This window comes from Pelosinus sp. UFO1, assembly GCF_000725345.1.
Lineage (GTDB): Bacteria > Bacillota > Negativicutes > DSM-13327 > DSM-13327 > Pelosinus.
The window spans coordinates 4,868,302-4,881,593 of the sequence record NZ_CP008852.1 but is presented as its reverse complement, the minus strand read 5'-3'; the positions used below and the strand labels follow the sequence as shown (position 1 = coordinate 4,881,593).

14 protein-coding genes are annotated in these 13,292 nt (G+C 38.8%); 5 read left to right on the top strand and 9 right to left on the bottom strand.

Going from position 1 to position 13,292, the window contains the following annotated elements; genetic code table 11:
* Nucleotides 1-34 precede the first annotated feature (34 nt).
* The gene (locus UFO1_RS22900) at nt 35-904 is read left to right on the top strand and encodes a LysR family transcriptional regulator (protein ID WP_038674485.1); all 870 of its coding nucleotides are present in this window, start codon (nt 35-37) and stop codon (nt 902-904) included.
* A 251-nt stretch (nt 905-1,155) separates the two neighbouring features.
* On the opposite strand, the gene UFO1_RS22895 is transcribed toward UFO1_RS22900, so the two are convergent.
* The 8 genes from UFO1_RS22895 to UFO1_RS22860 all read right to left on the bottom strand — a co-directional run bounded on the left by UFO1_RS22895 (nt 1,156) and on the right by UFO1_RS22860 (nt 8,580).
* A complete protein-coding gene (locus UFO1_RS22895) occupies nt 1,156-1,716 on the bottom strand; it encodes an acyloxyacyl hydrolase (RefSeq protein ID WP_038674483.1) in 561 nt (186 codons plus the stop codon).
* 26 nt (nt 1,717-1,742) lie between these two features.
* Nucleotides 1,743-2,087: a carboxymuconolactone decarboxylase family protein gene (locus UFO1_RS22890; protein WP_236639285.1), complete on the bottom strand. Its 345-nt coding sequence runs from the start codon at nt 2,085-2,087 to the stop codon at nt 1,743-1,745.
* A 16-nt stretch (nt 2,088-2,103) separates the two neighbouring features.
* The gene (locus UFO1_RS22885) at nt 2,104-2,505 is read right to left on the bottom strand and encodes a 2-hydroxymuconate tautomerase family protein (RefSeq protein WP_038674479.1); all 402 of its coding nucleotides are present in this window, start codon (nt 2,503-2,505) and stop codon (nt 2,104-2,106) included.
* A 217-nt stretch (nt 2,506-2,722) separates the two neighbouring features.
* A complete protein-coding gene (locus UFO1_RS22880) occupies nt 2,723-3,442 on the bottom strand; it encodes a tetratricopeptide repeat protein (RefSeq protein ID WP_038674477.1) in 720 nt (239 codons plus the stop codon).
* Nucleotides 3,443-3,718: 276 nt separating this feature from the next.
* Complete coding sequence (locus UFO1_RS22875) at nt 3,719-4,351, bottom strand: CBO0543 family protein (RefSeq protein ID WP_051789057.1); 633 nt, start codon at nt 4,349-4,351, stop codon at nt 3,719-3,721.
* A gap of 154 nt (nt 4,352-4,505) precedes the next feature.
* Nucleotides 4,506-5,843, bottom strand: coding sequence for an MATE family efflux transporter (locus tag UFO1_RS22870; RefSeq protein WP_038674476.1), 1,338 nt, complete (start codon nt 5,841-5,843; stop codon nt 4,506-4,508).
* A 47-nt stretch (nt 5,844-5,890) separates the two neighbouring features.
* Nucleotides 5,891-6,700 carry a MerR family transcriptional regulator gene (locus UFO1_RS22865; protein WP_038674474.1) on the bottom strand — a complete coding sequence of 270 codons (810 nt, stop codon included), beginning with the start codon at nt 6,698-6,700 and terminating at the stop codon, nt 5,891-5,893.
* A gap of 302 nt (nt 6,701-7,002) precedes the next feature.
* Complete coding sequence (locus tag UFO1_RS22860) at nt 7,003-8,580, bottom strand: bifunctional UDP-sugar hydrolase/5'-nucleotidase (protein ID WP_051789056.1); 1,578 nt, start codon at nt 8,578-8,580, stop codon at nt 7,003-7,005.
* 284 nt (nt 8,581-8,864) lie between these two features.
* On the opposite strand from UFO1_RS22860, the gene UFO1_RS22855 reads away from it, so the two are divergent.
* Both UFO1_RS22855 and UFO1_RS22850 read left to right on the top strand, forming a co-directional pair.
* Entirely contained in the window at nt 8,865-9,827 is a 963-nt protein-coding gene (locus UFO1_RS22855) for an NAD(P)H-dependent glycerol-3-phosphate dehydrogenase (RefSeq protein WP_038674472.1), read from the top strand.
* Between the two features lie 148 nt (nt 9,828-9,975).
* Nucleotides 9,976-10,743, top strand: a complete 768-nt coding sequence (locus UFO1_RS22850; protein WP_038674471.1) for a C39 family peptidase — start codon at nt 9,976-9,978, stop codon at nt 10,741-10,743.
* A 135-nt stretch (nt 10,744-10,878) separates the two neighbouring features.
* On the opposite strand, the gene UFO1_RS22845 is transcribed toward UFO1_RS22850, so the two are convergent.
* Complete coding sequence (locus UFO1_RS22845) at nt 10,879-11,511, bottom strand: class I SAM-dependent methyltransferase (protein ID WP_038674469.1); 633 nt, start codon at nt 11,509-11,511, stop codon at nt 10,879-10,881.
* A 327-nt stretch (nt 11,512-11,838) separates the two neighbouring features.
* Between UFO1_RS22845 and UFO1_RS22840 the strand changes: the two genes are divergently transcribed.
* Together UFO1_RS22840 and UFO1_RS22835 are read left to right on the top strand one after the other, a co-directional pair.
* Nucleotides 11,839-12,117 carry a hypothetical protein gene (locus UFO1_RS22840; protein WP_038674467.1) on the top strand — a complete coding sequence of 93 codons (279 nt, stop codon included), beginning with the start codon at nt 11,839-11,841 and terminating at the stop codon, nt 12,115-12,117.
* Entirely contained in the window at nt 12,114-13,280 is a 1,167-nt protein-coding gene (locus tag UFO1_RS22835; protein WP_038674465.1) for an ABC transporter substrate-binding protein, read from the top strand. Before UFO1_RS22840 ends, UFO1_RS22835 begins: the two co-directional genes overlap by 4 nt.
* Nucleotides 13,281-13,292: the final 12 nt, after the last annotated feature.

Sequence of the window (13,292 nt, the reverse complement as noted above, 5' to 3'; positions counted from 1 at the left end):
TATATAAACATTAGAAAAGGTGATTCGTAAAACTATGAACCGATATTTTGCACTGCAAAAAATTGTGGAGCTTGGGAGCTTTACCAAGGCAGCGGAAGCCCTTGGATACACGCAATCTGCTATGAGCCAGATGATCTCATCGTTAGAAGATGAATTGTCTATTACATTGCTATATCGTTCCCGTGTGGGGGTAAAGCTGACATTAGAGGGCGCAGATTTATATCCATTTATTCAGAGAACCATTCTTCAATATCAAGCCATGCAGGAAAAAGCAAACGAGATAAAAGGCTTAGAAACAGGAGTCATCCGCATAGGTACGATTTCAAGTATTTCCTGCCACTGGATGCCACAGCTAATAAAAGAGTTTCAAGTACTTTATCCTAATGTGCAATTTATTCTTCATCAAGGAGATTATAGTTCTATACAGGAGTGGATAAAAGTTGGGGCTGTAGATTTCGGCTTTATCACTCCTCCTGCCGTAACTGATTTCCATACAATTACTATAAAAGAAGGAAGCATGTTAGCGATTTTGCCAGCAAATCATAGATTGGCTTCCCATAGTACTGTTACTTTGCATGAGATAGTGAACGAGCCATTTATTTTGTTAGAGGAAGGTCATTTTAGTGAACCTATGGAAGCGTTTCATGCTTGCAATTTAGAACCAAACATAAAATTTTGTATCCATGACGATTATGCTATCATGACAATGGTAGAAGCAGGATTGGGTATCAGCATTTTGGCAGAGCTTGTGCTACGTCGCACGAATTATGATATTGTCATGCTGCCGGTTGATCCCCCTATTCTCAGAACAATTGCTATCGGCTTCAAAGATAAAACTAGTTTGCCAATTGCGAGCAAATATTTTATTGAGTATTTGATCTCGAATATCGAAAAGCTACCTTAAATTTGGAGTAACCCTACATGAGACACGGGGGCAGGTTAGTTGTTCCTATTAAATGATAACTTGAAATTTTCTATATTTGACTACTATTTCAATATCTAAAAGAGAAGCTAGCCAGAATCTACAAGTAAGTAGATTCTGGCTAGCTTCTCTTTAGAAATTGCTAACTCGTGCTAATTCTTTATATTATAATCATACTTCTTTTTTAGAGGTTCAGTTCACTTCGCCGGAGCAGTTTTTTTTATGTATTCCACTTAAAATTTTTCCACAAAGCCCACTGAAAATCCTTGGCCGTTATATCCAGGATTATGAGCTCTAAAACCATTGGAAACATGCATTAGCATATACCCGATACTTACGGAAGAGTTCTCGCTGATTTTATAAATGAATCGAGGCCCGATCCGCCACATAAAATTATAAGGTCTTCCTTCAGCCGGAAATGTTTTGTCATATACAATAAATCCGCCGCTCATATCTAATGCTTCAGATAGTTTTCCAGAAAGCTTTTTTTCATTGCGAATCATGTAAACAGGCCCGACACCGACTGCGGAACTGTCTTTCCTCTGATGATTATCATTATTTATGTACCCATACGGCCGAGTAATTGTAATGCCTCTATAGATAGACCTATTCTCTTTTTTCGAAATATTTTCAAGTATATGTAGCGATACCGTATCAATATAACGATCTTTGAAGCTCGCATGAGTCAAGTAGTCCCAATCTAGTTCAACCTTGGATTCGGCACAATATGATTTTCCCGGCATGAAAATCAGCAAAATATTAATAACCATTACGAAACAAATTAACCTACGCACACTCCGACACTCCCCGTATGAGTTTTCTATATTTCCAACGATGTAAATTCTTCTAATACTTTCATAGCGAATCTCGCATTAGGATAAGTTATAGAACCGCCACCAATAACGCCAATCTTTATTGCTTCCATAATCTCGTCTACATTTGCTTTAGCATTTATACAACCTTCTATATGATAACAAATACACTCGTTGCAACGGCTAACTACTGAAATGGCTAATCCCATAAGTTCTTTGTGCTTTTTATCAATCGCACCAGCAGAATATGTATTATCATCCAATGCTCCAAATTCCTTAAAGAAGTCATCAGCTTCAACAAGTTTCAAATTATACTTTTTTCGATACTCTTTCATTTCTTTAATGTCCATCATTATTCCTCCTGTTATATTACCCTTTATTGCGCTCAGACATTGACATTCCATCAAATCCCCAGCCATCTGGATTAAGCTCATCAATTATAAAGTAACTAGTTTCATCGCATGTTCCTAAAATACTTATCATTAATTCTTTGGTAGCTTTCATCATTCGCTCCATTTCATTAGGATTAGTTGTTCCTTTCGAAACCTTAATATTTACAAAGGACACTATCCTTTTTTCAAAAGATAAATGATCAAAGGTTTCCCCTCCGATAGCCCATTGATCCTTCTCTAGTTCATCAATTGTGATTACAGTAAAATTCCTGTCTCGACCCATGATATTTACAATTAAATCAGTTATACCTTCTATTATTAGCTTTTTTTGTTCTGAAGTTGTTTGTCCTTTAACCAGTTTTAAATTAACAAATGGCATTTTTTATTCCTCCTTCAATAATATATTGGCCTCTCTTAGAGGGCTAACTTTAAATTCCTTTATTTCATCGTTATGCAAATCTAAAGAGAAGATACCCATAAATCTACTAACAAGGTAGATTATGGATATCTTCTCTTTCATAAATGCTAAATCCTTTTAAATTTTTACACTGTAAACTTATTTTACCAAGTCATCTTCAATGTTTCACCTCTTTATTCTATATCCATTCCTTAAAATTACTCCAATCTCCATTTAAACGTGCCTCAAGTTTTACTTGGCCTGCCTCGGATAGATTTGGAACTCCGATTTCAGATGCCTGCTGATAATTTGAGAGAGCGCGTTCCTTATCCCCTAATTGATCATAAGCTTGCGCTAGATTAAAATATGCCATGCCTTCTTTGGGATTTAATTGTACGGCTTTTTCAAAATCACGAATGGCCTCATTATATTTCCCCATACATCCGTATGCATTTCCACGACCATCATAAAAATGAGCAGCAGGGTTTAATTCAATGGCTTTTGTAAAATCATCAATCGATCGAGAGAAATTACCGATTTTCCATTCTGTATAGCCACGCTCCGAATAATATTCAGCATTCTTCGGGTCTAAATCAATCGCCCTATTACAATCAGTCATCGCCATATCATACTTTTTCAGCTCGGAATAGGAATAGGCACGACAAATGTAAAACAGCGATCCTTGAGGCTGCAATTCGATTGCCTTACTATAGTCATTGACTGCAAGATGGTATTGCTTTGCCTCTGCATACTGAAATCCACGTAAAAAATATAGAATGGCAGAGTTGGGTCTTGCCTCTATTTGCTTAGTTATCGCCTCAACTTGCTCCGCCTCCTGTGCATATCCTGTTGAATGGAAAAAGGGTAAACTACTTAAACTAATTAGATAAACAACAATTATTATCAATCTTTTTTTCAAGTTTTACTACTCCTTATAATAGAACATTCTTTTCTACTTATCCTATTGTTTTTTTAAATTTAACTATATCATTTATAGATTACTATAACATCTGCAGAAAGATATAGAGATTATCAGCAAACTATCGATCACTTTGGAGACTGCCAATCAAGCAATTGTACCTAACCGAATATACTTAAAGCATTGTTTATTTTACAGGAAGGATATGACAGTCATATGACATGCAAAGAAGTCGATAACTCTCTTCTATGCTTTGGGGCAAAAAAAAAGACCATTTTAGTGTCCTTCTTTTCCATCATCATTGGTTTCCATTGGTTTCATCGCAGGTTGTGATACGAGTGTAGAAGGGCTTGGTACTGGATGATTCACTCTACTTTCCTTTTGGAGACTCAGTCCGAAAATCATGATAGCTCTCATCACGATTGCTGTTACCAGCATAAAAATAAATGAACCATAGTAGGTCCAGTTATATATTTTAAGGATGCCCAAATAAGTAAGAAGCGGCAAAAGCGCAAATGAGAAAATGCCTTGGACTATTAAAAGCCAAACTAAGAAGGTTTTCCAGTCAAGAGAATACTGATAGACTAACATAAGAAAAAGAGGCACCACAGTTAGGTCATTTAAAAATAGACTATATCCAATTGGAAGTAGGTCGAAGGTATAAGTCCAGCGTCCTGAAGAAATGCCCCAATTATCAAAGATAAGTCGGCAAACGGCAATATACGAGCCAAAGAGAAGTATCTCGATTACACGGCGTTTGTCCACAAACTTCCACCAAATAATATAGGAAGCAGCAATCGTGATTGCTATGAGCCACCAGTGAGCGGTTAGAAAATTCTGCATCCATAGTTGGTCTTTAATATCCGAAGCTTGAAGTCGAAGCTGCCGAATCAATGTAAAACTATCCATAAGTTCCCCCTACTAAAGAGTGATAATAATTATAAATTGCCCCAAGATTCAGATCGCTATTCCCATAAAAAGGAGGCAGAATCATTTTATTATTTAAGTGTAAATGAGAAACTACCCATAATCTACTAATCAGGTAGATTGTGAGTAGTATTCTTTATTTATTGGGAGTTTGATGTTTAAAATGTCGATACAGTAAGAATCCAGACAACACAGCGGTAACAATCTCTGCTATGGGTACCGTCAGCCAGATGCCATGAATACCAAGCAAAAGCGGCAACACAGTAATGCCGACCGCTATCCATATGATCCCTTTGCTCAAAGCGATGAATACCGCCTGCTTCGGAGTGCCAATGGCAGTAAAATAACCGGCTGCAACAATATTTAAGCCATTTACCAGAAAGGCAAATGCATACATTTTGGCACCATACACAGCAAACGCAAGCACCTCTTCATGTCCGTCATTTAAAAATAGCGCAATGACTTCTTTGCTAAAAACAAAAATCGCAATAAAAATTACCAAGCCAATTACAAAAGCAGTAGCAGAAACCAGCTTTAAGGCTTTTTTTACCCGTGCCATCTGACGGCTGCCGTAATTGTAGCTGATGATCGCTCCTACGCCGTCGGATAACCCGAGGAGTACATTGTTGCCAATAAACGACAAGTAACTAATGACCGTAAAGGCAGCCACCCCCATTTCTCCCACATAACGCATCAGCGTAATATTAAATAAAAAAGTGGTAATCCCTGTTCCCATCTCACTTAACCCTTCTGATGAACCGCTGTAGAGAATATGGCGGGCTGTATGTTTATCAAAACTGCCGGCAAACGGTTTTAGCACTGCCTTTTTGCGAAAAAACGGCAAGATTGCCATACCAAATGCAATACTATAGGCAATCCCAGTAGCAATCGCCGCCCCTTTAATACCCAATGCCAGCTTGGCAAGAAGAAGCCAATTCAGTAATATATGACTGCTGACGGCAACCACCAGAGCCAGCATGGCATAAACAGGCATAGCCGTCGTCTTGAGCACATAATCCAACACCATCATGAGCGCCAGAAAGGGCAGAAACATCCCTAAATAACGAATATATGCCGCTACCTGCGGCATTAAATGTTCATTGGCCCCCAGAAAATACGCAATCTGTACAGGAAAGACCACAGCGGCTGCCGTAAACAGCAGCGAAGCTCCAACTGCGAGCACCACCGCTGTTGTAAAGGCGTTATTAGCTTCCACGACACTGCCCGCCCCCAGTTTTCTGCCAATCAAACTTTGTGTCCCAATGCCAATAACCACACTAAGTGCAAACAAGAAACTGCTGAAAGGCATCGCAATATTAACAGAAGCCAAAGCATCGGCCCCTATATAGTGGCCTACAAATAATCCGTCCACAATTGTATTCAAGCCTAAAAACAACATGGCTGCAATGGTCGGAATACTGTAGTGTAAAAATAACTTGTTAATACTTTCTGTACCCAAAATATTTTCTTTCATATAGCTCACCCCTATACAAAAGAATAAACCTTGGAGCAACTCCAAGGTCAAGTAGAATGTAATACAATCCAAATTTCGTAGTAATCAAGACCGTCTTTATGAACACTTGCCAGGTATCGTCCAAGCAAAGGCCCCTCAACTTGCCTGCCCTGCTCTTTCAGCCAAGCCAGTGCTTCAACCAGCACCGCATTTTCTTGACTGGAATAATCTGTACCCAATACCGTATACAGGCAATCCTTTGCCGGCAAAGCAGAGAACTCTTGTTGCTCAGAAACATCAAGTCTGCTCAGCGTATCTTCATCAAAGCTGATGCCAATTTGCGCCAAATCAAAACTCCGATTATTGAGCAGTTCGTCCAGCGGCAGCAGCAAAGTATAGCGAATCGTATTCAGCCAAGTCCGATCCGGCTTCTTATATTGACGAATAATCGTAAGCAGATCCTCCTCCTGTGCGCTCCAAAATTTGCATTTAAATGTGGGCGCCGGAACAATCGAAAACTTGCCGAGATGCTGTTCACATAGTTCATATTGGGCAGTCATTTGCGCGAGCAGTGTCCTTTGCCTAATTAAAGCTTCAATTTTCTCCTCAACAAGTCTCTCATTTTGTATCAGTATCTGTTTAATATCTCCAAGATCCATCGTTGTTACCATCGATCGAATATCTTTAACGGCTACCTCTAGATTACGGAAAAGTAAAATATCCAAAAGAACTACAAGGTCATCATAGGAATAATACCGGTACCCATTATCGCGGTGTCTGCCCGACGAAAGTAATCCGGCCTTCTCATAATAGCGCAACGTATCGGTTGACACATCGAACAGTTTTGCCATTTCACCAATCGTCCATTTATACTTCATATACTTTACCTACCTAATTCTATTAGACTGCCATACTGCGCTAGAACCTGAATCAAACCACAATGACCACAGCCTAACAATTTATACGAGTATTATATCATTTGTTTGTTCACGATTGGGACACAGAACAGTTTAGTTTTATTAGAGATGTTAACTCTAAATTGTTCTTATTTGATCGCCATGTCAAATCTAAAGGGAAGCTACCCTTAATCTAATACTAAGACAGATTATGGGTAGCTTCCCTTTACTGATTTATATACATTATTTTACCAAGGCAAGGTTTCTATTTCAGGTATATGGGATCAGGCTGCATCCTGAAGCTCACTGGAAGGTGCCGCCTGCCACCGGTCATCTGGCAAAAAGTCAATGACTTGCTGCTTGCGTAAAGCTTCAGCGATAATATCCCTAACAGGAATACCCGTATCATGCAGATTCGTCCCTTCCCGGAACATGGTAAATCCATCACCGCCAACGGCCATGAAATCATTGATGACAACTTTGTATTTTTTCTCTGATTGCAGCAAAGTACCGTCTGTTGCCATCACAGCGGCAATACGTACCCCTGCCGGAGAAAGCGTTTCATAGGCTATTTTTAAACCCGAATACTGTAGCATGCCTATTTTTTTATTGCCGATGCCATATTCAAGGACTTGCATAACCTGTGCACCGGTCATCTCTACCGTGAACAAAGTATTGTCAAAGGGCATAACCTCATAAAGATTGCCCATGGTAATGTCTCCGGACATAATCCCGGTACGCAGTCCTCCCGTATTTTGAAAAGCAATATCCGCGCCTGCCGTCTGTCTTAACGTATCCGTTACCCACTGGCCTAAAGTCGTTTGGGCCATTTCATTGCGGTCATGGGGCAAGGCATTGAGAGTATGACCTACCACAATATTTTTAACGGGTGCTATTTCCTTTTGTGAATCCTCAATCATTGCTTTGACTTGTTGATCGGTTAGCTGATCCATAGAAGAAAGGGTTGTAACACTGGCAACCGCAGTTTCAACCTTTCTGTTTCTCTTATTATAGGTAATATCAATCTTTCCTACTGCCCGACCATTATAATAGGCTTGCACCACTGGCACACTATGTACCTGACCAAATACCTCCTGATGGGAATGTCCTGAGATAACGGCATCCAATCCATCTACCTCCTGGGCCAGCTGAACGGCGTCTCCATGAAGATTTCCCTGACTATCCATTTCGCTGCCAAGATGAGTCAACGCTATGATGATTTGTACACCTTGTTTTTTTAATACGGGAACTAACTTGTTGACTGTTGCGATAGGATCTGCAAAAGTGTAATTTTCTATCATTTTCGGATTGGTTTTATAAGCCGTTTCCGGTGTAGCGATACCGATTATACCGATTTTTACTCCTTTACGTTCTAACACAATGTAGGGTTTTACAAAATCAGCTGGTTTCCCTGTCCGCTTATCAATTACATTGGCGCAAATATACGGAAAAGCCGATTGCTGAATACGCTGTTTTAACACATCAATGCCCCAGTCAAATTCATGATTCCCAAGGGTCATAGCATCGAAGTGTGTATAGTTCATTACATCAACCACTGTTTTCCCATACAGAAGGTTGGAATCGGGGCTGCCTTGAAACATGTCTCCGGCACTGACGACTATACTTCCTTTCGGGTTCTGATCCCTGGCTTTCTCAATATAAGCTGCCATTTTAGCCGCTCCCGGATTCTTACCACTTTCCGTTAATGCACCATGAAAGTCATTGATACTTAGAATTTGTAATTGAACGACATCCTGATTCTCGCCCCTACCCTCGGCCATCGCCTGCCCTGAAATGAGCAGCATAGTGAACATCAAAACAGTGGACATCATCCATTTCCTGCAGAAAGATATACGATTCATTGTAGCCCCTCCTCATCGTTATTGCAGAATCCCTATTGAACTGACTCAAAAGTACTATGCAACTCTGTTTCTTCCTATTGTATCCTCTTTCCTGCCAACCATTGCACCAGTAAAATTAAATTATAAGAAGGACACAAGAATTACTTTGGTATCTATTGTGATTGCTTCAGCAGGAAACGCTGATGAGCTTATGGAATAATTACTGGAAACTTAGAGAACTTAAATAGTACGATAATCAATGGATTTTGATAATATTTGAGTGATGATGATAGGATGGTGACGTAGTGAAGGTTACTGTATTAGGATGCGGCCGTTGGGGGACCTTTTTAGCTTGGTATGCGAATCGAGTTGGGCATCAGGTAATGTTATGGGGCAGAGAAAATTCCAAGAATTATTTAAAACTAAAAGAATCTAGAGCGAACGATTATCTAACATTACCACAAGATATTCTATTAAGTAATTCATTAGAAGCAGCAGTATCTTTTGGTGAGATCATTATTATTTCAATTAGCGCTCAGGAGTTACGCTCATTTGCACATGAGATAAGCTTACTGCAAGAGTTAGGTAATAAAATATTTATCTTATGTATGAAAGGCATCGAAGCCAACAGTGGCAAAAGATTATCGCAAGTATTTAGTGAGGAAATGGGAAGGAGCCAAAACATAGCAATTTGGGTAGGTCCAGGCCATGTACAGGATTTTGTTAAGGAAATACCTAATTGTATGGTAATCGGTTCTGATGACATTGAGGTAACAAAAAAAATAGTGGAAGAATTCAACAGTTCCTTAATACGGTTCTATTATGGTCAAGATCTAATTGGAAATGAGATTGGGGCTGCTGCGAAAAATGTGATAGGACTAGCGGCAGGAATGTTAGATGGGTTATGCTATAGCAGTTTGAAAGGTGCACTCATGTCACGAGGCACAAGAGAAATATCACGTCTTGTGAGAGCCATGGGCGGTAATGATACAACGATCTACGGATTAAGTCATTTGGGAGATTATGAGGCAACACTCTTTTCTCCGCATAGCAACAATCGAAGATTTGGGCAAGCCTTTGTAAGTGGTGAAAAATTTGATAAATTAGCGGAAGGTGTTTCTACACTAGAAGCAGTAAGGCATTTAGCACAGAAATATGAAGTAGAACTTCCGATTTGTGATGCTCTCTACGAAATTATTTTTGAGAATGCAGATCCAAAAGAAAAATTACTGGATTTGTTTTTGAGGCCGATTAAGTTTGAGTTTTAGCCGAAAACAAGAGAATGTTAGAAAGTACATTTCCGATATAAATTCGATTTTTTGTAATAACGCAGGAAACGGTAGCATAAACGAGAGGAATCAGCATTACAATGTATGAAAGACTAACAACGACTAAACTTAAGAATGGAGTGATAACGTGAAGATACGATTGTATTTACTACTTACTTACATTTTTTTAGGAATTAGTTTTGGTGCGGCGAATATGGTTTTTGCAGAAAATAGTGTTATTCCTTATCCTTCCGGCTATGATCTTACTAGTGAAGGTGCATCTTCCTATAGCGGTGTGGGTAATGTTAAAGACTCTCCCTATTACAAAGTTGTCGATTTTTACAATATGAAATCAACGGATACGTTAACAATCCTACCAAATTATAAAACCTATCAGCAAACAACAGAAATCACTTGCGGTCCCGCAGCTGCTTTAACTGTGCTGTATTATTCAGGGGACACAAAATGGGATGAACTTAAGATCGCCAAAATAATGGGCACAAAAAAGGCAATCGGTACGGATACGAGTGGGATGGTTACATTCTTCAAGTCTATTGGTTGGGATGTTAAATCCAGTCTAACTACAGCTAAGAAAGATGGCACGACTTTTTCAAGCGTTACCGATTTTAAAGAATTTGTAACCTCGAACTTAAAAAATAATACTCCTATAATGGTGGAAAATATTGATTGGGGTGGACATTGGAGAGTTATTATCGGCTATGATACTATGGGAACAGAGACAGTAGCAGATGATGTCCTTATCTTAGCAGACTCTTATGATACTGCAGATCACTTCCAGGACGGCTACGTTGTTAATCCAGTAGAAAAATTCTACTACATGTGGTTTGACGCCCATATGCTGCCAAAAGGTCAAAAAACACAACAGTGGTTAACAGTCAAAGCTCCTCAATCCTAATGAACAACCAAAACCTATAGAAAATTCATCTTGCCCATGTCTGCCATATACTTATAAGGCATAATACTCCTGCAAAGCTAAGCTCTTTGCAGGAGTATTTATTTTGAAGGATGATTCGAATTACAGTTATACGTCTTAATCGTTCACCTTTTTCACAGCCATCTCCCAAAGCATTTTACTATTTGTATATCGATTCATTTCATATTCTTTTATATATTCAACATCCCACTCTACAAAAAGTTTTTCTAATTGCTCCTTATCAAAAAAACGTTTTAGATTTCCGTCTATATTATAGTAATTCTTCTCTATTGTAATGCCTTTACCCGCTCCATAGTTAGTATCTTTAACTGAGTTAACTCTTAATAATAAAAAGCCGTCTTCTTTTAAAACTCTTTTTATTTCATTCACTATCTCTCTAGTTTCAGCCCAGGAGAAATAATGCAATGACAGATCTGCAATAATTACTTTTACACTCTCACTTTCAAAAGGTAATCCATCCTTCATATCAAAAAGTTTTGTAACCGGATCATCTATAAAAAGTTCTAGCTTCTTTAACGCTTCCTCCGAATAGTCACAGGAAATAATCTCGTAATGGCGTTCATACAAGTACATTGTATCATTTCCAAGCCCACAGCCTAGATCAATTATTGGAGTATCTTTTGAAGCATTTAAGATATGTTTATATTTATCCAACCATAGGTCGTATGTAACTCTTTTATTGTCGCTGGCTATGTACTGTTTATTCCAATATATCCTTGGGTCAGTCATTCTTTTACCTCCAAGAATTATTTGCAAATTTCACGTTATAGCTTCTCTTGGATAAATGCTAATCCCTGCTAACTTTTACATTATAAGTATTATTTTACTAATACATAAGATTCTCCGTCCCTTCGTCTCGAATAGTACATTTACAAAATTACATAGTTTTAAAACTTACAATAAGTTTAACGCTATTGACAAAAGATCAATGTCCTGTGATAATGTATATAATATTACAAGGTTTAATCAATCTTGTAATTTCGACAAACTTAATACTAAAAAGTAATGACTAGGAGCGATGCAATCAATAAGTACTTCAGAGAGCTGGCGGGTGGTGTGAGCCAGAGTAACATTGTTGCAGTCTTCTCACCTAGGAACTCTTTTGGTGAAATAATACCTGCAGGTATTGGTAAGCAAAAGCGCTGCCGAGCGTTATTCGGAAGTCTGTTGATTAACAGGCGTTATGAGTCTAATGTAGGGTGGTACCGCGTATCGTCGCCCCTATCGATGCTTTCAAAAGCATCGATAGGGGCTTTTTGTTTTGTAATGATAGAACGTAGCGGTGATTTGGCAAAGTGTAAATTAGGTATAAGGAAAGGTGGAGAAGAAAAATGATAGGGAAAAAACAAATGTTGAAAAAGAATTGGATCGTGAGCTTTCTAGTACTTTCATTGATGATTCTAATTGGAGGCTGTAGTAGCAGTGAAAAGCCAGCTACCCAAGATCAGACCTCTGCTAAAGGGACCGCGAAGTTAGGAGTTGTTTCTTACCTTACAGGAGCTGGCGCGGCATATGGTGAATCCATTCGTCAAGGTTTAGAGTTATCGAGAGATGAGATCAACGCCAATGGAAAAGTGAAACTAGAACTTATTTTTGAAGATTCTAAGGGCGAGAAAAATGAAGCAATTAATGCAGTAAATAAGCTGATTCATAAAGACAATGTATTAGGAATTATTGGCCCAACACTTAGCGGTGAAATGTTTGCCGTTGGCCCCATTGTCAATCAAGAAGGCATACCTATCATGGGAACCTCTTTGACGGTAGAAGGAATTACTGAAATTGGTGATTATGTTTTCCGTAATTCTTTGCCGGAGTTCGCGGCTATACCTCAATCGGTAAAAAAGGCCAAAGAAAAATATAATTTGAAAAAAGTAGCTGTGATGTATTCCGATAATAACGATTTAGGGGTTGCAGGTTTTAAGATTTTTGAAAAAGCATTGAAGGAAAATGGAATTGAAATGATTGCCGTAGAGACTTTTCAAGATAAAAATACGGACTTCTCTGCTCAGTTGACCAAAATAGCTACCCTTAATCCTGATGCCGTGGTAGTCGCTGGACTGTATCAAGAAGGAGCACTGATTCTAAAAAAAGCACGGGAAATTGGGATCACAGTTCCCATTATCGGCAACAATGGGTTTAATTCACCTCAGCTTATCAAATCCGCTGGCAGTGCAGCAAATGGTGCTGTTGTAGCTAGCCCTTGGTTCCCAGGAAAAGATGATGCAAAGGTTAAGAATTTCATTGCGGCTTATAAAGCGAAATATAATAAAGAGCCTGACCAATTTGCCGCACAGGCATATGATGCATTGCAAATCATGGCAATCGCAATTGAAAAATCAGGATCTGTAACTGACTCCAAAAAATTACGAGATACATTAGCTACGATAAAAGATTATTCTGGTGTGACGGGTAAATTTTCATTTGATGAAAAACGTAATCCAGCCATGGATGTTACTGTACTCGTCGTAAAAGATGGTCAGTTCACGGAATTAAAATAATCAGTAGGCAAG